General features: G+C 64.2%; 18 protein-coding genes. 7 read left to right on the top strand and 11 right to left on the bottom strand.

All coding sequences use genetic code 11. The features are described 5' to 3' along the window. Positions 1 to 29: 29 nt before the first annotated feature. From J2Z17_RS24885 to J2Z17_RS24875, 3 genes are all read right to left on the bottom strand, one after another. Entirely contained in the window at positions 30 to 1,100 is a 1,071-nt protein-coding gene (locus J2Z17_RS24885) for a M48 family metallopeptidase (RefSeq protein WP_245224348.1), read from the bottom strand. After that, complete coding sequence (locus J2Z17_RS24880) at positions 1,090 to 2,172, bottom strand: YjgN family protein (protein WP_209949505.1); 1,083 nt, start codon at positions 2,170 to 2,172, stop codon at positions 1,090 to 1,092. Before J2Z17_RS24880 ends, J2Z17_RS24885 begins: the two co-directional genes overlap by 11 nt. Before the next feature lie 195 nt (positions 2,173 to 2,367). Next, positions 2,368 to 3,864 carry a CoA-acylating methylmalonate-semialdehyde dehydrogenase gene (locus J2Z17_RS24875; protein ID WP_209949503.1) on the bottom strand — a complete coding sequence of 499 codons (1,497 nt, stop codon included), beginning with the start codon at positions 3,862 to 3,864 and terminating at the stop codon, positions 2,368 to 2,370. 394 nt (positions 3,865 to 4,258) lie between these two features. On the opposite strand from J2Z17_RS24875, the gene J2Z17_RS24870 reads away from it, so the two are divergent. After that, positions 4,259 to 5,446: a TCR/Tet family MFS transporter gene (locus J2Z17_RS24870; protein ID WP_209949501.1), complete on the top strand. Its 1,188-nt coding sequence runs from the start codon at positions 4,259 to 4,261 to the stop codon at positions 5,444 to 5,446. Positions 5,447 to 5,493: 47 nt separating this feature from the next. On the opposite strand, the gene J2Z17_RS24865 is transcribed toward J2Z17_RS24870, so the two are convergent. Both J2Z17_RS24865 and J2Z17_RS24860 read right to left on the bottom strand, forming a co-directional pair. Continuing rightward, positions 5,494 to 5,973: a VOC family protein gene (locus J2Z17_RS24865; RefSeq protein WP_377300298.1), complete on the bottom strand. Its 480-nt coding sequence runs from the start codon at positions 5,971 to 5,973 to the stop codon at positions 5,494 to 5,496. Between the two features lie 194 nt (positions 5,974 to 6,167). Further along, on the bottom strand, positions 6,168 to 7,073 hold the full coding sequence (locus tag J2Z17_RS24860) for an NAD(P)/FAD-dependent oxidoreductase (protein ID WP_209949499.1): 906 nt from the start codon (positions 7,071 to 7,073) through the stop codon (positions 6,168 to 6,170). Between the two features lie 138 nt (positions 7,074 to 7,211). On the opposite strand from J2Z17_RS24860, the gene J2Z17_RS24855 reads away from it, so the two are divergent. The 3 genes from J2Z17_RS24855 (at position 7,212) to J2Z17_RS24845 (ending at position 9,154) form a co-directional block, all read left to right on the top strand. Next, positions 7,212 to 7,673, top strand: coding sequence for an Rrf2 family transcriptional regulator (locus J2Z17_RS24855; RefSeq protein ID WP_209949497.1), 462 nt, complete (start codon positions 7,212 to 7,214; stop codon positions 7,671 to 7,673). A 111-nt stretch (positions 7,674 to 7,784) separates the two neighbouring features. Beyond that, complete coding sequence (locus tag J2Z17_RS24850) at positions 7,785 to 8,666, top strand: LysR family transcriptional regulator (protein ID WP_209949495.1); 882 nt, start codon at positions 7,785 to 7,787, stop codon at positions 8,664 to 8,666. 59 nt (positions 8,667 to 8,725) lie between these two features. Continuing rightward, positions 8,726 to 9,154: an OsmC family protein gene (locus J2Z17_RS24845; RefSeq protein WP_209949493.1), complete on the top strand. Its 429-nt coding sequence runs from the start codon at positions 8,726 to 8,728 to the stop codon at positions 9,152 to 9,154. 10 nt (positions 9,155 to 9,164) lie between these two features. Here J2Z17_RS24845 and J2Z17_RS24840 read toward each other — a convergent pair whose 3' ends face one another. The 3 genes from J2Z17_RS24840 to J2Z17_RS24830 are packed head-to-tail and all read right to left on the bottom strand — an operon-like array spanning position 9,165 to position 11,177. After that, the gene (locus tag J2Z17_RS24840) at positions 9,165 to 9,758 is read right to left on the bottom strand and encodes a DUF1007 family protein (protein ID WP_209949491.1); all 594 of its coding nucleotides are present in this window, start codon (positions 9,756 to 9,758) and stop codon (positions 9,165 to 9,167) included. Between the two features lies 1 nt (position 9,759). Next, positions 9,760 to 10,551 (bottom strand): hypothetical protein, encoded by a 792-nt coding sequence (locus tag J2Z17_RS24835; protein WP_209949489.1) that lies wholly within the window; start codon positions 10,549 to 10,551, stop codon positions 9,760 to 9,762. After that, positions 10,548 to 11,177, bottom strand: coding sequence for a HupE/UreJ family protein (locus J2Z17_RS24830; RefSeq protein ID WP_209949487.1), 630 nt, complete (start codon positions 11,175 to 11,177; stop codon positions 10,548 to 10,550). The genes J2Z17_RS24835 and J2Z17_RS24830 overlap by 4 nt, the downstream gene beginning before the upstream one ends. A 256-nt stretch (positions 11,178 to 11,433) precedes the next feature. On the opposite strand from J2Z17_RS24830, the gene J2Z17_RS24825 reads away from it, so the two are divergent. The 3 genes from J2Z17_RS24825 (at position 11,434) to J2Z17_RS24815 (ending at position 14,918) form a co-directional block, all read left to right on the top strand. Continuing rightward, positions 11,434 to 12,060: a HupE/UreJ family protein gene (locus J2Z17_RS24825; RefSeq protein ID WP_209949485.1), complete on the top strand. Its 627-nt coding sequence runs from the start codon at positions 11,434 to 11,436 to the stop codon at positions 12,058 to 12,060. Positions 12,061 to 12,253: 193 nt separating this feature from the next. Then, entirely contained in the window at positions 12,254 to 12,865 is a 612-nt protein-coding gene (locus J2Z17_RS24820; protein ID WP_209949483.1) for a hypothetical protein, read from the top strand. Positions 12,866 to 12,968: 103 nt separating this feature from the next. Beyond that, entirely contained in the window at positions 12,969 to 14,918 is a 1,950-nt protein-coding gene (locus J2Z17_RS24815; protein WP_209949481.1) for a methyl-accepting chemotaxis protein, read from the top strand. Positions 14,919 to 15,108: 190 nt separating this feature from the next. Here J2Z17_RS24815 and J2Z17_RS24810 read toward each other — a convergent pair whose 3' ends face one another. From J2Z17_RS24810 to J2Z17_RS24800, 3 genes are read right to left on the bottom strand one after another with little or no spacing between them, the layout of a single operon-like run. Next, complete coding sequence (locus tag J2Z17_RS24810; RefSeq protein WP_209949479.1) at positions 15,109 to 15,471, bottom strand: Hpt domain-containing protein; 363 nt, start codon at positions 15,469 to 15,471, stop codon at positions 15,109 to 15,111. A gap of 55 nt (positions 15,472 to 15,526) precedes the next feature. Next, complete coding sequence (locus J2Z17_RS24805; RefSeq protein WP_209949477.1) at positions 15,527 to 15,952, bottom strand: response regulator; 426 nt, start codon at positions 15,950 to 15,952, stop codon at positions 15,527 to 15,529. Between the two features lie 22 nt (positions 15,953 to 15,974). Beyond that, positions 15,975 to 18,329: a hybrid sensor histidine kinase/response regulator gene (locus tag J2Z17_RS24800; RefSeq protein WP_209949475.1), complete on the bottom strand. Its 2,355-nt coding sequence runs from the start codon at positions 18,327 to 18,329 to the stop codon at positions 15,975 to 15,977. Between the last annotated feature and the right edge of the window lie 154 nt (positions 18,330 to 18,483).

Below are 18,483 nucleotides of genomic sequence, written 5' to 3'. Positions count from 1 at the left end.
TAAAAAGGCGGCCCGGGAGCCGCCTTCTTCTATTCCATCTCCGCGATCCAGCGATCCACCTGCTCCCGACGCTCGGCGGTGCCGGGATGGGTCGACAGGATCGAACTCTTGCCCTTTACCTTGAGCTTTTCCTCGATCAGCTGGAAGAAACGCGCAATCGACCGGGGATCATGCCCCGCCTTGTGCATCAACTCGACCGAAACGTGGTCGGCGTCGCTCTCGGCGCCGCGCGAATAGGACAGCGACAGCAGGGCGGCGCCGCCGGTCAGCAGATCCTCGCCGGCATCGCCGATATCGCCGGCAATCAGCATGATCAGTGCGGCCGTTCCCGCCGAGCGATAGACCTGCCGCAGCGAATGCTGGCGGTCGACATGACCGATCTCGTGGGCCAGCACGCCGAGGATCGCCTCCTCGTCGTCGCCGGCGAGCTCGACCAGTTCATCGGTCAGAACCAGCGTGCCGCCCGGCAGCGCAAAGGCATTCGGGCCGATGACGCCGCCGCCGCGGAAGTTCAGCGTGTAGCCGTCCCTGCCGCGCGCGGCAAAGCCGGCAAGTTCCCTGAAGTCGCCCGCAATCTCGTCGCGCCGTTCCTGCGGCAGGGTGCTCGGTTTGAACACCGCCTTGTCGAGCGAGGCAAGCGTGCCCGTCGCCATTGCCCTTTCGGCGACCGGCGGTGTCATCCACACCGCCAGTTCGACCAGCGCCGGCACGCCGTAGCGGTAGATCGAGGCCGCGAGCAGCACCACCGCCGCCACCAGCACCAAAAGCCGCGGATGAAACTGCTCCAGCCAGTGGACGGCGCCCATCCGGTTGACCCGGCGCCCCTTCAGCAGATCGTCGATCGCCTCATTGTCGAGGGTCTCGAACAGCGCGCCGGTGTTGAACTCCAGGCGACGCGGAATGCGCCCGACCCGATCGGAAATTGCGACCGAGGCCAGATCGCCGATCGCCACCGGATCGCCCGGCGCGCCGTCGAGGCTGACCGTCAGCGTGCGCCCGCGCAGATCCAGCCGTGCAGGCTCGGCCCGGCTGGAACCGGGCGGGTGCCAGTGACCGACAGCGATCCGCCGCGGCGCAACCCTTTGCTCGCTAGAATCCAAAGTCGAACCCTTCCATGTCGAGGAATTCGGCCGATGCGGCCGGTCCGGTCTTCTCGATCGCCGTCATCACCTCGTCCATGTCGCCGTCGATCAGGATGCCGGTATGGCCGATCTTGTAGCGCTGTTCGCGTACCGCCGCCCAGGGGCGCATGAGACCAAGCGTCAGTACCGATACCACCGTATTCGACACCACGATCCAGAGATAGCGCAACCGGCGCATGTCGCTGAACAGCCGGTGCCTTCCATCGAAAACGGTCGCGTTCAAAACGATGTTGCGCACCGCCACGCGGTAGAACAGGAAGGCGATCAGGTAGAAGATCATCACGATCCAGATCACGGCCGGCGCGATGTTCATCAGTGTCTCGAGCTTGCCTGCGATATCCTCCTTGTCCTCGCCGACCTGCGCGGCCACCGCGAAGATCGCAACAAAGACCGCCAGGTAGAACAGGCCGCCGGCGATGATCAGGATCATCGGGATGATCCAGGCCATGTAGATCGGCGCCAGCCGCGGCCTGCTGGCAAAGGCCCGGTCGCCGTAGCGCAGGTTGTTGAACACCCATGTGTAGAACCAGCGCGAGGCGACCGGAACGGCAAGACCGAAGGACAGCACCGAGACGATACCGCCCAGCAAAACCGCCTTGTAGGCGCCTGCCGTCGTGCCGACAAAGTCGAAGCGGACATTGCGGTAGCTCGTCACCCGCGCGCTGAAACGGATCCCGCGCCGGAACAGCCAGGGCAGCACCAGCATGAAGATCAGCGGCGTGATAAGGGCAAGCAGCGGCAAGAAGGTCGCGGCCAGGTTGAAGCCGCCGAACACGACGAGCACGATGATGCGGCCGATCAGGATCTGCCTGCCGCGCGCATGATAATCGAAGGCGTGCCCGTCGACATAGGTATTGCCATAGAAATAGCGGTTGCGCCGCACCTTCGCCCAGGCGGAATAAATCCCGAGCGTCACGATGGTCAGCAGGATGTTGACGATCCAGATGCCGAAATATTCCCCTGCGGCACCGCGAAATTCACCACGCGACAACGGGCCCTGCGTCGCCGCAGGGGTGTCTGTCAAACTCATAAACCTGTCCCTTCTCTCCTGATCCGCAGCCGGCTGCGGGTCATTCGCCAGTCTATAAGCACACTACCATATTTGACACAACCGCGCGCTCCATCGTCCGGATGTTCGCGGCAGGGCCCGGCGACGAAAAAGGCGCCGTCCGTGGCCGGGCGACGCCTTTGTTCTGCAGTTAGGCGGTCAGAGACCCGGAAATCGTTACTTCATCACCGGCATGACGAATTCGGCGCCGTCCTTGATGCCGGATGGCCAGCGGGAGGTAACGGTCTTGGTCCGCGTCCAGAAGCGGATCGAATCCGTGCCGTGCTGGTTGAGGTCGCCGAAGGACGACGATTTCCAGCCGCCGAAGGAGTGATAGGCCAGCGGCACCGGGATCGGTACATTGATGCCGACCATGCCGATATTGATGCGCGAGGCGAAGTCGCGCGCCGCATCGCCATCGCGGGTGTAGATCGCAACGCCATTGCCGTATTCGTGGCGCATCGGCAGGTCGAGCGCCTCCTCGTAGTTCTTCGCCCTGACGACCGACAGCACCGGTCCGAAGATCTCGGTCTTGTAGATGTCCATGTCGGGCGTCACATCGTCGAACAGGCAGCCGCCGACGAAATAACCGTCCTCATAGCCCTGCAGCTTGAAGTCGCGACCGTCGACGACGAGCTTGGCACCTTCCTCGACACCCTTGTCGATCAGGCCGCGGATGCGGGCTTGCGCCTCCTTGGTGACCACCGGGCCGAGATCGGCCTTGTCGTCGGTATAGGGGCCGATGCGCAGGCTTTCGACCATCGGCGTCAGCTTGTCGATCAGCCGGTTGGCGGTTTCCTCGCCGACCGGAACGGCAACCGAGATCGCCATGCAGCGTTCGCCGGCCGAGCCGTAGCCGGCGCCCATCAGGGCGTTGGCCGCCTGGTCAAGGTCGGCATCGGGCATGATGATCATGTGGTTCTTGGCGCCGCCGAAGCACTGGGCGCGCTTGCCGCTGGCCGTTGCCGTGCCGTAGACATAACGGGCAATCGGCGTCGAGCCGACAAAGGAGATCGCGCCGATATCCGGATCGGCCAGAAGCGCGTCGACCGCAGACTTGCCGCCATTGACGACGTTCAGGATGCCCGCCGGCAGACCGGCCTCGATCATCAGCTCGGCAAGGCGAAGCGGCACCGACGGATCGCGCTCCGACGGCTTCAGGATGAAGGCATTGCCGCAGGCGATTGCCGGCGCAAACATCCACATCGGGATCATCGCCGGGAAATTGAACGGGGTGATGCCGGCGCCGATGCCGACCGGCTGGCGGATCGAATACATGTCGATATTGGGACCCGCACCCTCGGTGAATTCACTCTTCGACAGATGCGGAATGCCGATGACGAACTCGCAGACCTCAAGGCCGCGCACGATGTCGCCCCTGGAATCCTCGACCGTCTTGCCGTGCTCCTTCGACAGCATGACGGCGAGCTCGTCCATGTTCTGGTTCAGCAGGTCGACGAATTTCATGAACACGCGGGCGCGACGCTGCGGATTGGTGGCAGCCCAGGCCGGCTGCGCCGCCTTGGCATTCTCCACCGCCGCGCGGATTTCCGCGTCGCTTGCCAGCGCCACGTCCGCCTGGATCTCGCCGGTCGCCGGGTTGAACACGGGCTGTGTGCGTCCGGACGTACCGTCCACGCGTTTGCCGTCGATGAAATGACCGATCTGATTCATGGGTTTCCTCCGATTGTTTGGCCGAAGTATGCGCTTTTGAATGCACAAGGCAATGCGATGAATTCGCAATCCGTTGTGCGAAAATAAACAAAAGGCGAGAGGATGGCGCCCGGATTGCATCCGACCGGCACCCCATAACCGACGGCTTGCCAGGATTGCCGATGCGGCGTAAAAAGCCGCCGTCGCGAAAAGCGACCGCTTCCCATGATCCGCCAATGGCGGAGTAAGACGGTGGACGAATTGGCGTCCAGGCGGTCAAGTACACGTCGGCCCTGCCCTGGCGCAGGATCGGCCAGCGCTTCCGAAAAAACCTGAACCCTTTCACGCCGCTCGGACGGGCAGCAAAGCCGTGGACGCTTTGCGGTGCCGCGCCGATCGGCCGGAGCACACCGTCATGACCAAGCCCCTGTTTGTCATCTTTACTGCAATCCTGCTCGATGCCGTGGGTATCGGCCTGATCTTCCCGATCCTCCCTTCCCTGCTGCAAGACGTCGCCGATGGCGGCAATGTCGCCACCCTGATCGGCACGTTGACCGCGCTCTACGCGGCCATGCAATTCCTCTGCGCCCCGGTTCTGGGCGCCCTCTCCGACCGCCTCGGCCGCCGCCCGGTCCTGCTGATTTCGCTTGCCGGGGCTGCGGTCAATTATCTGATCCTGGCATTCGCGCCCAGCCTCTGGATGCTGTTCGTCGGCCGCGCCATCGCCGGCCTGACAAGCGCCAACATGTCCGTCTCGATGGCCTATATCACCGACATCTCGCGCGAAGACGAGCGGGCCCGGCGCTTCGGCCTGACCAATGCCATGTTCGGCATGGGCTTCATCATCGGTCCCGTGCTCGGCGGCATGCTTGGCGATATCTGGGTGCGGCTGCCGTTCATCGCCGCTGCGCTGCTGAACGCCGCCAACCTGCTCGTCGCCGTCTTCGTCCTGCCGGAGCCGCGCGCAGCGGGTCGTCGCAAGATCGATCTTGCCGCCCTCAATCCATTGGCACCGCTGCGCTGGGCCTTCGCCATGAAGCACCTGTTGCCGCTCATTCTCGTCTTCCTGCTGTTCAGCGCGACCGGCGAGGCCTACGGCACCTGCTGGGCGCTCTGGGGTGCAGACAGCTTTCATTGGGACGGCCTGCATATCGGCCTGTCGCTCGGCGCCTTTGGCCTCTGCCAGACGCTTGTCCAGGCCTTTCTTCCGGGCCTGGCGGTCAAGCGGCTCGGCGAGCGCGGCGCGGTGCTCGGCGGTGTTGCCGGCGTCTGCCTTGCGCTTGGCGTCATGGCCTTCGCCACCGAAGGCTGGGTGATCTTCGCGGTCATGCCGGTCTTTGCCCTTGGCGGCGTCGGCGTGCCGGCGCTGCAATCGCTCGCCACCCGCCAGGTCGACGCCGATCGACAGGGTCAGTTCCAGGGCGTACTCGCCTCGCTGGTCAGCCTGGCATCGATTGCAGCGCCGCTTATCTTTTCGGGTCTCTATTTCAGCGTCCGGGACCAGTGGCCGGGCGCGATCTGGCTGTCGGTGATCGGCTTCTATGCGCTCGGCGCGCTTGTCGTCATGGGCCTGCGGCCGGCCGTTGCAGTGACGGCGCGATAAGGCCGGAGCCGGCGGGCGCGGTCGCAGGGCCACGCCCGTCACCAGCATCAGCCGCGTCTGGCCGCCTCGATCTTCGCCACGTCGATCTTGCCCATTTCCATCATCGCGGCGAAGGCGCGCCGGGCCTCGTCGCCACCGGCGGCCAGCGCTTCCATCAGCACGCGCGGCGTGATCTGCCAGGAAATGCCCCACCGGTCCTTGCACCAGCCGCAGGCGCTTTCCTGGCCGCCATTTTCGACAATGGCGTTCCAGTAGCGGTCGGTCTCGGCCTGGTCCTCGGTCGAGATCTGGAAGGAAAAGGCCTCGTCAGGGGCGAAGGCCGGGCCGCCATTGAGACCCATGCAAGGCACGCCGGCGACCGTGAATTCGACGGTCAGCACATCGCCCGCCTTGCCGGAGGGAAAGTCGGCCGGCGCGCGGCATACCGTGCCGACCGAACTGTCGGGAAAGACCTTTGCATAAAAGCGGGCAGCTTCCTCCGCGTCCCTGTCATACCAGAGGCAAATCGTGTTCTTTGCCATTGCCATCTTTTTTCGCGCTCCTCTCGCATCCGCAGCGGGTGGCTGCCCGGCCGCGTCCTCCTCCCGGCTGGAGAGGGCAGGATTGCATGCTGCCTCCCCAACGGGAAACTAGCATCGATCCGGCGACGCCGCGACATCGAAGGAGGCAGGACAGGCAGCTTTGGACGCCTGCCGCGCGCCCTCATCATCATCGATGATCGTCAGTCCTCCCAGATCAGCGAGCGATGCGCCATCACGCCTGCCTTGACGCCCGCGGCGCTGGCGAAGGTGGCGTTGTGCATGGGCGTTGCCGCATCGCCGGCGGCAAACAGGCCCGAAACCGTCGTTGCACCCCAGTCGTCGATCCTGATGTGAGGACCCTGCGGCCCCTCGGCCATTTCGGCGCCCAACTCAGCGGCAAGCGGCGCGGCGGGCACGACTTTGGATTGGACGAAAAGTGCCTTGATCGGCACCCGGCGTCCGTCAGCCAATTCGGCCGCCTGCAGCACCTTGCCGTCGGCGACCAGCCGCACGACCTTCTCCCGCTCGATATGCACGCCGCGCCGCGCCATCAGTGCCCTCTCGTCGTCGGCAAAGTCGATGCCCGGCTCCAGAAACACTGTCGTCTCGCCCCAGTCCGGCAGGAGTGCCGCCTGGTGGTGGGCAAGCGGCGAGGAGGCCAGCAGGCCGATCGGTCCGCCGCCGATCTCGTAGCCATGGCAATAGGGGCAATGGAGGACACTGGTGCCCCAGAGCGGCGCAAGCCCCTCGATCTCCGGCAGGTCGTCGCGCACGCCGACCGCCAGGATCAGCCGCCGCGCCAGCACCATCCTGTCGCCAGCCAGGCTGACCGCGAAACCCGCTGTCTCCCGTCGGGCGGCGATGACCTCGCCGTCAAGCTCGGAAAAACTCGGATATCGCCGGAGTTGCTCCATCGCCGTGCTGCGGATTTGCGCCGGGGATACGCCATCCTGGCCGAGAAAGCCGTGGGCGGCTTGGGCAAAACGGTTGCGCGGCTTGCCCGCATCGATGACGAGCACGCGGCGGCGCGCCCGGACGAGTTGCATGGCGGCCGAGAGGCCGGCAAAGCTGCCGCCGATGACGACGACGTCATAAATTCCAGACATGAGAACGTCTTTCCAGTTTCATGTATCTTTTTATGTTACGATTCATCATCTCCGTCAATACACGTAACATCACTTGTTGCATGACGGTCTTTGGCCTAGACTGGGTGAAAGCCATTGAACGGAGCTTTGTCTTTACCGATGCGAGGCGACAGCCGACTTTCCAGGATGCTGCATGTGCTGATCCACCTCGACCGAGGCGGTGGGCCGATGACATCCGACGTCATCAGCGCCATGTTGAGCACCAACCCCGTGGTGGTTCGGCGCACGATGGCCGGGCTGCGCGACCGCGGCTATGTGCTGTCGGGCAAGGGACACGGCGGCGGCTGGTCGCTGGCCAGGGCACTGTCCGACATCACGCTTTTCGATGTCTGGGACGCCATCGGCCGGCCCGAGCTGTTCTGCCTTGTCGCGTCGAACGATCACGCGAACTGCCTGGTCGAGATCGCCGTCAACGAGGCGCTGGAAACGGCCAGGCACCAGGCCGAGGCCCTGCTCCTCGCACGGTTCGCCGCGATCAGGCTTTCCGACATCGCCGACGATTTCGAACGCAAGATGGCGGCATTGGGCCTTGATCCGGCGGCGCCCTTCCCGGCTGCGTGAGATATCACCAATTGCACAACGCATATCTGTTGACCGTGATTTGTTGTGCGCCATTGCACCGTGTGCGATGATCATTCACCGCCCTCCCCCCTCAAGCTGATGGTCGCCGCAATGAACTGGGATGATGTGCGCATCTTTTTGGCCGTTGCCCGGGCCGGTCAATTTCTGTCGGCCGCCAGACGGCTCGGCGTCAACCATGCCACGCTGTCGCGGCGGGTAACCGCGCTCGAGGAACAGTTGCAGACGAAGCTGCTGACCCGCCGCACGAATGGCTGCGAACTCACCCCTGAAGGCGAGATCTTCCTGGCGGCGGCGGAACGGATGGAGACGGAAATGCTGGCCGCCCAGGCCAATATCGGCCGGGTCGACCGGGCGATCTCCGGCACGGTCCGGATCGGCGCGCCGGACGGTTTCGGCGTTGCCTTTCTCTCACCCCGCCTCGGGCGGCTGACCGAGCAATATCCCGAACTGAAGATCCAGCTGGTGCCGGTCCCGCGCGCCTTCTCGCTGTCGAGCCGCGAGGCGGATATCGCCATCACCATCGAGCGGCCGGATCACGGACGGCTGATCTCGTCGAAACTCACCGACTACACGCTGGGTCTCTATGCCGCGCGCAGCTATCTCGATCAGGCCGGCCTGCCCCGCCGGCTGGACGATCTCGCCGGACATCGCCGTGTCGGCTATGTCGAGGATCTGATCTTCGCCCCCTCGCTGAATTTCACCGGCGAGGTGATGAAGAACTGGGATGCCGGCTTCGAGATCTCCAGCGCCACGGGCCAGACCGAGGCCGTGCGGGCCGGCGCCGGCATCGGCATATTGCACAGCTATATCGCCCGCGCCCATCCAGAGCTCGTGCGGCTCCTGCCGGAGATCGCGATACAGCGCTCCTACTGGACGGTGTTTCATGAAAGCGCGCGCGAGCTTGCCCGCGTCCGCGCCGTCATCGCCTTTCTCCAGGAAGAGGTTGCGGCAAACCGCGAGATCTTCCATTGACCTGACGGCAACGCCATATTCCGCGAAACCTTTGCGCAGCCCCCGAGGATAGGAAAGCCATGTCCGCCGCCACGCCGAGAACCCGCCCCGTCGGTGCCACCGCCGTTCTCGGCCGTACCGGCTTTCCTGCAATCACGTCGGCGACCGGCGGGCAGATCTCGATCGTCACCGGCGCCTCGCAGGCGGGCTTCAATCCGCTCGACCTGCTCTATGCCTCGCTGGCCGGATGCCTTGCGATGAGTGCCCGCATCGTCGCAAGCGAGATGGGCCTGCACGACCGGATTTCTGCGATCACGGCGACGGTTACCGGCGACAAGGCAACGGAAGGCCTGTCGCGGGTCGGGCATTTCCACATCCGCTTCAGCATCACCGGCGATATCGACCACGCGACCCGCAAGACCATCGCCGACCGCGCCGAGCACGAAGTCTGCACCGTCTCCAACACGATCCGCGGCAACCCCAGCTTTTCGACCGAGATCCTCGGCTGATCTTACCGCATCAGCGGCAGATCAGCACGGTCGCCCGCGGCACGACCAGGCCACCGAAATAGCGGTCCGCCGGCCTGTCTTCGGTGGAGAAACGGCAGTCGCCATCATCGCCACGCAGCTGCAGCGCGTGACCTTCCGCCGGCCGGAAGGCCATCACATAGCTCGGGTCTGACAGCATGACCGACAGCGGGTGGGCGGCATCCGGGTGGGCAGCACCCGTCAGCGGCAGGGCGAAGGCAAGACTGACGATACCGTTTTCCGCCCGCGCCTCGATCATGATCCGACGGTCCAGCGCGACGGGCTCGCCAGCGCTGGTCACCGCGGTGAAATAGTCTTTTGCCGCGAGGTCCGGCAGGATGCCGTCCAGCAATGCCGCGCCTTCGCCGTCGCTCAGCTGTCCGTCCCGGTCGGCGTCGAATGCGCGCATCAGGGCAGCGCTGCGGTACCGGTCGAAGGTCCAGCTTTCGAGCAGGCGAACGACGGTACCGCCCTGCATGTCGAACAGCAGCCGGGTGGTGACGGCAATATCGGGATGGGCGGACGCCGGGCTTGCAAGCGCGATCAACAGAGACAGGACGAGCAAGGATGTCAGCAGGTGCCGCATGTCAATTGCCCTCCCCGTCGAGGCGCCGCAGCAGGCTGTCGAAGCCTGGATACGCGCCGCTGTCGCTCACCGGCGGATACGGCACGGCGATCGCCGTCTTGCGGACTGCGACCTCGACCCCGCCATAGAGCAGGCTGATGGCGATCATCCAGCTGGCGAGGATGCGTCCGCCGGTGATGGCGGCGCGATGGCGGACCAGCGTTGCGACCAGCGCGAAGACGGCGATGATCCAGAGTTCGGTTGCCAGCGCCCACCGCATATAGTTGGCGGCATGAAGCGTCGGATCGGACAACGCGGTTGCAAGCGCCAGCAGGGCGGCTGCCGGCAGGATGAGCGTCAGCGACAGACGGGCGCGCCAGCCGGCCGGCAAGACCAGTGCCAACCCCGTCAACAGGCCGGCAATCGGGCCGGTCAGGAAGCCGGTTACCTCGGCGCCCGGAATGGGGGCCAGCAGGCGCAGGATCGGCTCGCGCCATGCCAGGCCGAGGCCGAGGCCGACCAGCAGCACCGCGCAGCCGATCCAGCGCAGTCGTGGCGCCGAGACGGATGCCCGCCGCAGCGCCGGCACCTGCCCGTCTGCCGTCATCCCCATCTGACCGATCAGGAGACCGAGACCGGCAAGTGTCAGCAATTGCTGCGGATTGACCACCGACGACAGCGGCCAGTCGGCATAGGTCCCGCCGAATTGCAGGACCGGGAGCGCGGACATGCCGATGCCGGCAAGCCCTGCCGCGATCAGCAGGCAAAGGCCGAGCAGGACCGATCTGGACGGCAGATGCGACGCCAGGCTCATCCGGCAACGAGAAAGTAGAAGCCACCGAGCCCGATCAGGCCACCCAGCGCCCGCGACAGCTCGCCGCCCCGGATGCGCTGGAAGAACAGGCCGACGGCGATGCCCGCCAGATGGATCAGGCCGGTCGCCACGACAAAGCCGATCGCATAGTCGGCCGGATCGGTCGCGGCCGGCAATTCGGCGCCGTGCGCATAACCGTGGCAGATGGCGAAGACGGCGATGACCGCCAGCGACACGATAGCCGGCGGATGCCAGCGAAAGGCGATGGCACCGCCAAGCACGATGATCGACAGCGCGATGCCGGTCTCGATGCCGATGATCGGCACGCCGGCAATGCCGAGCAGGCCACCGACGACCATGATCAGCGGAAAGGTGATCGGCATGGTCCAGACCGAGCGCCCGCCCATCTGCGCGCCCCAAAGGCCGACGCAGAACATCGCCAGCAGGTGATCGAGACCCGACAACGGATGTTCGAAACCATGCAGGAAGCCACCGGTCTCGCCCTGGATGATGTGGGCTTGCGCCAGGCCCGGCGCCGAAAGCAGGCAAAGGATCGCCAAGGGAACGACGGCGCGCGCGGCTTTCACAGGAAGACGCGACCGGGACAACAGGCTTGGTGATGACATCGGGCAACTCCGCAACGGGATCTTGAACGCATGGACCGATCAGGCGCAATTCGGCCCGCACCGGTCTTGCCGCAAACCAAGTCGGTCAATGCGTCCGAACTTTGGCGGATGCCGCAGTTCAGCCGTCGACGCCGGCCGAGCGAGGCTTGAAGGCGCCGCGACTATAACCGAATCACTTGGGATTGTAGACAGGCGACGGCGCCTGTTTGCGATGACCGACAGGACCGCCACGCGTAGCGACGGATGGAGTAGATCGATGGCCCGGACTTCCGCAACAATGGCGCAACTTTTACGCGCCTGCCAGAGCATTCCGCTTGCGATGATGGCTGTGCTTTTGCCGGGGCTTGCTGAGGCCCATGCGCTGGGCGGCCCGATGGGCGGCTTCGGCAGCGGTTTCGAACATCCGCTGGCCGGCTTCGATCACCTGCTGGCCATGCTGGCGGTCGGCCTCTGGGGCGCGCAGATGGGCGGACGCTCGGTCTGGATCCTGCCCGCCACCTTTCCGCTGATCATGTGCGTCGGCGGCATTGCCGGCATGTTCGGCCTGATCCCCGACCCGACGATCCGGCTGGCGATCGCCCTGTCGCAGATCGTGCTCGGCGGCGTGATCGCGCTCAGATGGCGTGCGCCCGAATGGATCGCCGTGGCGCTGGTCGCGATCTTTGCCGTCTTCCACGGTTATCCGCATGGTCAGATGACCTTGCGCGCCTCCGATCCGGCCGCCTTTACCGTCGGCTTCGTCGTCTCCACCGGCGTCATCCACATCGCCGGCATCGGCATCGGCTACGCGCTGGGCCGGGTCATGGACGGCAAGCTCGTCCAGGGATTGGGTGCCGCGATCGTCGCCAGCGGCCTCTACTTCCTCACCCTCGTCTTCATCTGACAGGCGCGGCTTTTGACCATCGAGAACCGGTCGCCGGCTTGAAAAACCCGCCGGGCAACACGCCGGCTATGCCTTGCATCCTACCGCTCCGAGACGTTCCGATCCAATTAGTTCGCATTAGAATTAAGTGCACGCTAAATTCAGGATGTCTTAAATAATTGCCCCTAAGATTAAGGGGACAAAGGAGAGGAATATGCGCAATATTGTAATGTTCTGGGGGATCGCAGCCGCAATAGCAGCCGTCGAACCCGCGGCAGCCGAGCCACCGGCGCCCAAGATTCAAGACATGATCACGCCGGCCGTTCTGAAGGACGCCCAGGCCTGGATCAACACCGACATCGTCCGCGTGTCCATCCAGGCGCAGAACCACCGCCTGACCGACCTCAACCAGGCGAAGATCGATGCGCTGGACAACCAGTGGAAGGCAGAGCGCGAGAGCGACGACAAGCCGCTGATTTCTGCGACCCTTTCCAATCCGCTTTCGGTCTATCTCAGCCGCATGCAGGGCCGCTCGCTCGGCCTGTTCGCCGAGATCTTCGTGATGGACAAGCACGGCCTCAATGTCGGCCAGAGCTCGATCACCAGCGATTTCTGGCAGGGCGACGAAGGCAAGTTCCAGAAGACCTTCGATGTCGGCCCCGAAGCCGTGTTCATCGACGAGCCGGAATGGGACGACGACAACAAGATCTGGCGCGGTCAGGTGAGCTTCACCATCAACGACACCGACGGCAAGACCGAGATCGGTGCGGTGACGCTCGAATACAATCTGACCGAACTGCAGCGCCGTCAGGCCGCCGGCAGCTGATCAACAACGGACAAGTCATCCCACAAGGCAAGACTCGACCCCATGTCGCCCCCCAGCCGACGGAAGTCCAGCCTCAGCAGGATTGCCCTCAAAGGACATCGGAATGTTCAAGAATCTTTCTGTTAGCACCAAGAGTTTCATCTCTTTCGGTATTTTGGCCGTCATCGCCGTAGGATCCAGCGCCCTGACATTCACCAACATGATGTCTGCGACGACGCTGGTCGAGGAAGACCGGCAGGTCTCCAAGGTGCTGGCTCTCACCTCGGACATCTCGAGCGATGTCGGCGAAGCCAGCCTCGCGCTGAAAAGCTTCCTGCTGACGGGCAATCGCGACTTCGTCTCGAACACCCAGGACATGCTGAACCATCTCGAGGAGGACATCGCCTCGCTCGAGAAGATGTATGCTGCAACCGCCCCGGCCGAGCTTCCGGCTTTCAACGATGCCGCCGCCGGTATCCGCAAATGGCGCGCCGAATTCATCGAGAAGCAGATCGACCTGATGCGCAAGCCCGACACCGTGGATCTGGCCCGCGCGATGGAACTGACCGGCGACAGCGCCAGGATGATCGGCGAGTTCACCGCAACGATGAACAGCATCCACGACAACATTACAAAGCAGTCGCTCAACACCTCGCATGAGCAGCAGGCCGCGATGCGCAGCGTCGAAATCATCAGCTTCACCGCTGCCGTGCTCGTCACCATCCTGGCGCTCGGCCTCAGCCTGATGAACTACATGCTGATCTCGCTGCCGCTCGGCCGCCTTTCCAAGGCCACCGCACGGCTGGCCGACGGCGATCTCGACGTCCATATCGAGGACGGCGGCAAGGATGAGATCGGCCAGATGGCAAAATCGATGCAGATCTTCCGCGAAGCGGCGATCAGCAACAAGCGCCTGGAATCCGAAGCGGAAGAAGCCCGCAAGCAGGCCGAAATCGACCGTGTCACGACCCAGCAGCGCGCCGAGGCGGAAGCCGCCGAGCGTCTGCAGATCGCAACCGCCGGCCTGGCAAAGGGCCTGAAGCGACTGGCCGCCGGCGATCTTTCCTTCCAGCTCAACGAAGCCTTCGCACCGGATTTCGAGGCATTGCGGCAGGACTTCAACCAGTCCGTCTCGCAGCTCGGCAGCACGCTTTCGGCCATTTCCGACAGTGTCGCCACGATGCAGACCGGCACCCGCGAGATCTCGACCAGCGCCGACGATCTGGCCAAGCGCACAGAGCAGCAGGCAGCCGCCCTGGAACAGACCGCCGCCGCCGTCGAGGAAATCACCGCCAACGTCTCGAATTCGACCCAGCGGACCGAGGAAGCCCGCTCGGTGGCAGCCCATGCCAACAAGTCGGCCGACCAGTCGTCCGAAGTGGTTGCCCGCGCCGAGGAGGCGATGCGCAAGATCGAGGGATCGTCCCAGCAGATCTCCAACATCATCGGCGTGATCGACGAGATCGCCTTCCAGACCAATCTGCTGGCGCTGAACGCCGGCGTCGAGGCGGCACGTGCCGGTGAGGCCGGCAAGGGCTTTGCCGTCGTCGCCCAGGAAGTGCGCGAACTGGCGCAGCGCTCGGCCAACGCGGCGAAGGAGATCAAGCAGCTGATCCAGAACTCCTCGACCGAAGTGTCGAGCGGCGTCAATCTGGTTCGCGAGGCGAGCGAGGCGCTGCGCACCATCGGTGGCTTCATCACCGAGATGAACACCCATATGGACGCCATCGCGCTCGCCGCCAAGGAACAGTCGACCGGCCTGCTGGAAGTCAACCACGCCGTCAACTCGATGGACCAGACAACACAGCGCAATGCCGCGATGGTGGAGGAATCCAACGCCGCCTCGGCCGCCCTTGCCAGCGAGGCCGGCCAGTTGCGCGACCTGATCGCCAACTTCAAGCTGTCGTCGACCAACAACATGGCCGTGGCGGCCCTCAGCCAGACGGCAAAGGCAATGGCCCGGCCGACCGCGCAGGCCGCAGCCCCCGCGCAGGCAGCGCCCTCGGCGCCGCGTCGCGCCCCCGCCGTGGCCGGCAATACCGCGCTTGCGGCATCGAACTGGGAAGAGTTCTGAGGCTTCGCCGCCACAGCCTTCAACGCAGGCGCACCGGACGGCAAACACCGGAAGCGCAAGCCCACCAAAGCCCAGACCCCGGAGCGCGAGCCCCGGGGTCTTTTCATGCGACGGTGATGGTTCGGTGGGTGGGGGGAAAGGCTGGAAGTCGCTACTTCTCGCTTGCGGGCAAGTCCCGGAGCGCCGCCGCCTATCGGCCGACGGCACCTTCGATGCCGGCCTTCAGCCGCTGGTAGGGAATCTGGAACTGGTTGACCTCGGCCGGTTCCAACCCGCGCTTTTCACGCCTTGCCGGCGACAGGACGTTGAGCGCGGCGCGGGCCATGCTGCCAAGATCGGCAAATCCGACCATCCCCGCCATGCCGCAAAAGGTGTGCAGCTCCTTGTAGCCGCGCTCCACACCATCCGCGGCGGCCTCGCCATCGCCGACAGCCCTTGCGACGGCGGCCTCGGTGTTCTTCATCCGCTCGTCCAGCGACTGGATGAAGCGCTGGCGCACCTCCTCGAACATACGCTCCATTTCTTCGGTCTCGGCATCGAAGCTGTCAGACATTTTAGCTGTTCCTCCATGGGGTGACTGCGCGATGGGGCGACGACATGCGCCCGGTTCAGCCGACGGCCGACAGGGCAACGCTCCCGCTTGCCCGGCTTTCAGACCAGAGGCGCTTCAGCTCGTCGGAAATTCCCATGGGATCGAAGGGTTTGCCGACCACGCCGATCGCGCCCATCTCGATATATTCGCGCACCTCCTCGGGCTGGATCCGCGCGGTCATGAAAACGATCGGGATATGGTCGAAGCGCGGATCGGCACGCATATGGGTCAGTGCGGTCGGGCCGTCGATCTCCGGCATCATGACGTCAAGCAGGATCAGGTCCGGCCTGATCCTGTCGATGAATTCGACGATACCGCGTGCCGAAGATCGCGCACTGACGCGGATCTTGCCGACGGTCTCCAGGCAAAGCGAGGCGATTTCGAGAATATCCGGCTCGTCGTCGATCAGGATGATCCGGTGCAGCGTCTCTTGTTCAGGCATGATCCATGCTCTCCATTTGCATTCAGTGGGCAAGCGCCCGGTTGGTGTTGTGGGCTGGCGGGGGGCCGCAAGCCGCATCCGCCAGCGGCACCTCCACCCAGAAGGTGGCCCCGCCGCCCTGTGTCGGGTGGTAGCCGATCTCTCCGCCCATATGTTCGGTCATCTGCTTTGCGATATAGAGGCCGAGGCCGGATCCGTTCTTCTTGCGGGCCACCGAGCTGTCGGCCTGGGCAAAGCGGGTGAACATCCGCGGCTCGTATTCCGCCGGCACGCCGCAGCCGTGGTCGCAGACCGAGATGCGGATGCGGCCCCCGCGGATCTCGGAGCGGATCTCGACGCAGTCGCCCGGATCGGAAAACTTCGTCGCATTGGAGACGAAATTGGTCAGCACCTGGGTCAGCCGGAGGAAATCGACCTTCAGCTTGAGGCTCCGGTCGAAATTCTCGGCCACGAGCTTGACGCCCAACCTTTGGGCATAGGCGGTGTTGGCCTCGACCATCTGGTCGATCAGCTGGCCCATCGGCTCCGGCTTCACATCGAAATGCATCTGGCCTGACGAGATCCGGTCGATATCGAGGATGTCGTTGACCAGCATCATCAGCCGCTCGCAATTGCGATTGGCAACGATCAGCAATTCCCTGGCAAATACCGGCAGGCTTTCGGCCTGGGTATTGAGCAGCAGGCCGAGCGATCCGTTGATCGAGGTCAGCGGGGTTCTGAGTTCATGGCTGACGATCGAGATGAACTCGCTCTTCAGCCGGTCCATCTGCTTGCGCTCGCTGATATCCATGATCTGCAGGATGAAATGCATCGGCGCGCCGTCCTCGGAGCGGATCAGCGAGAAGCTGAAGATCACCGACACCTCGCCGCCCGATTTGTGCAACAGCCGGAGTTCCTTGCTGACGGTCTCGGAACGGCCTCTCAAGATGGCGCGGAAATCGGTCCTGGTCTTCTCGCGCTCGTCGCTGTGGATGAGGTCCGTCAGCACCGCCTTGTGCAGCTCCCGGGATTCATAGCCGAGCAGATTGCACAGCGCCGGGTTGACCTCCAGCCAGCGCATCTCGAGATCGACGAGCGCGATCCCGCTCGGCGCATTGTGCATCGACAGGCGCAGTTGCCGCTCGCTGCGATGCAAGGCGATCTCGCTCTTCTTTCGCCGGGTCACGTCACTGATCACGGCCAGATAGCCAGGCATGTCGGCGGATTGTTCGTCCAGCGCGGTGATCGTCATCTGAACCGGGCAGAGCGTGCTGTCCCGCCGGCGCAGCTGCCACTCGGCCGGCAAGGACCGGTCGTGCGCGGCCCAGTGCAGGATGGCCTGAAAACCGCTCTCGACGGGACGTCCCTGCTCCTCGCCCAGTATGGAGAGCCGCTCGGCCAACTGGTCGGGATCGCAAAGCGCTGCCAGCGTCGATCGACCGATCATCTCGCTGGCCCTGTAGCCGGTGATCCGCTCTGCCGCCGGATTGAACGTGCGGATCATGCCGTCGGCATCCGTCGCAACAATCATGCAAGGGGCAACGGCCAGAATGGCATCATTCATCCGGCTCGTCTGGCTCAGGTCCTGCTGCTGGTCGCAGATCTTGTCACGCTGCTGGCTGATCACCGTGCGAAGGCCGCTTTGCGCCAGCGCATTGCCGACGGCATTGCGCAGGCTGGCCGGCGAGATCCGGGTCTTGACCAGATAGCCATGGGCGCCCTGTTGCATCGCCGCCATGGCGGTCGCCTCGCCGTCCGGCCCGATCATCATGATCACCGGCGGCTCATCGGTGACGGCCTTCAGCAGATGCAGGAACTCGACACCGGTCCAGCCTGGAAGCGCATAGTCGAGCAGAATGCAGTCTATCTGGCGTTCCGCTATTATCTTCAGGGCCTTGCGCATGGTGCCGCATTCGAGGCAGACCACGTCGAGATCGTCGATCATGGCGAATGTCCGCAGGATCGCCGCGCGGTCGTCAGGGTTGTTGTCAATGAGCAGAATGGTGGGCAAGCCCCGCTCGGGCACGGCGACGCGGTCATATCGCTTGGTGCCGAGCGCATTCAGGATGGTGGCGTGGAGGGACGACGCCCGATCCTTGTGCGCCTTGTCCTTGCCGGGCGCAGGCACCGCGCGGGTCACGGGCGCCACCATGACCACAGGCAGGAGCGGATGGCGCTTGCGGATCAGACGGATCAGGCCCCTGTCGCTCTCCCGGCTCCCCATCTGGCCGAACAGCACGCAGTCGACATCCTTATTGTCGAGCCGGAAGAAAAGCGCCGCCTCGTCCTCCTCGAAGGTCAGCCTGTAGCGGACCTCGTCGACCGCCGTCAGCTGCTCGACACAGGCCTGGAGAAGCGACCGATCCCGGTTCAGTACCAAAGCCGAAATAGATGCCATCCGTCGTCGTCCCCGCTGACTTGCGATCCGTCAGCCTGGATTGAAACGAAATTTAGTAAAATCTAATTTAATGTTTTTCGAGAAACATGGAGAATGGCGACCGGGACGGGCGCCAGCAATTGCCACGAGTGCCAGGCACGCAATATTAGATCTC

It is taken from the genome of Heterorhizobium halophytocola, assembly GCF_017873095.1.
In the GTDB taxonomy this organism is placed as follows: Bacteria; Pseudomonadota; Alphaproteobacteria; order Rhizobiales; family Rhizobiaceae; genus Allorhizobium; species Allorhizobium halophytocola.
This window is presented reverse-complemented; position numbering and strand designations above follow the sequence as displayed.

Coding starts and splice junctions, on each gene's coding strand:
- J2Z17_RS24880 (WP_209949505.1), bottom strand. CDS start 2,172: ATGAGTTTGACAGACACCCCTGCGGCGACGCAGGGCCCGTTGTCGCGT.
- J2Z17_RS24875 (WP_209949503.1), bottom strand. CDS start 3,864: ATGAATCAGATCGGTCATTTCATCGACGGCAAACGCGTGGACGGTACG.
- J2Z17_RS24870 (WP_209949501.1), top strand. CDS start 4,259: ATGACCAAGCCCCTGTTTGTCATCTTTACTGCAATCCTGCTCGATGCC.
- J2Z17_RS24865 (WP_377300298.1), bottom strand. CDS start 5,973: ATGGCAATGGCAAAGAACACGATTTGCCTCTGGTATGACAGGGACGCG.
- J2Z17_RS24860 (WP_209949499.1), bottom strand. CDS start 7,073: ATGTCTGGAATTTATGACGTCGTCGTCATCGGCGGCAGCTTTGCCGGC.
- J2Z17_RS24855 (WP_209949497.1), top strand. CDS start 7,212: ATGCGAGGCGACAGCCGACTTTCCAGGATGCTGCATGTGCTGATCCAC.
- J2Z17_RS24850 (WP_209949495.1), top strand. CDS start 7,785: ATGAACTGGGATGATGTGCGCATCTTTTTGGCCGTTGCCCGGGCCGGT.
- J2Z17_RS24845 (WP_209949493.1), top strand. CDS start 8,726: ATGTCCGCCGCCACGCCGAGAACCCGCCCCGTCGGTGCCACCGCCGTT.
- J2Z17_RS24840 (WP_209949491.1), bottom strand. CDS start 9,758: ATGCGGCACCTGCTGACATCCTTGCTCGTCCTGTCTCTGTTGATCGCG.
- J2Z17_RS24835 (WP_209949489.1), bottom strand. CDS start 10,551: ATGAGCCTGGCGTCGCATCTGCCGTCCAGATCGGTCCTGCTCGGCCTT.
- J2Z17_RS24830 (WP_209949487.1), bottom strand. CDS start 11,177: ATGTCATCACCAAGCCTGTTGTCCCGGTCGCGTCTTCCTGTGAAAGCC.
- J2Z17_RS24825 (WP_209949485.1), top strand. CDS start 11,434: ATGGCCCGGACTTCCGCAACAATGGCGCAACTTTTACGCGCCTGCCAG.
- J2Z17_RS24820 (WP_209949483.1), top strand. CDS start 12,254: ATGCGCAATATTGTAATGTTCTGGGGGATCGCAGCCGCAATAGCAGCC.
- J2Z17_RS24815 (WP_209949481.1), top strand. CDS start 12,969: ATGTTCAAGAATCTTTCTGTTAGCACCAAGAGTTTCATCTCTTTCGGT.
- J2Z17_RS24810 (WP_209949479.1), bottom strand. CDS start 15,471: ATGTCTGACAGCTTCGATGCCGAGACCGAAGAAATGGAGCGTATGTTC.
- J2Z17_RS24805 (WP_209949477.1), bottom strand. CDS start 15,952: ATGCCTGAACAAGAGACGCTGCACCGGATCATCCTGATCGACGACGAG.
- J2Z17_RS24800 (WP_209949475.1), bottom strand. CDS start 18,329: ATGGCATCTATTTCGGCTTTGGTACTGAACCGGGATCGGTCGCTTCTC.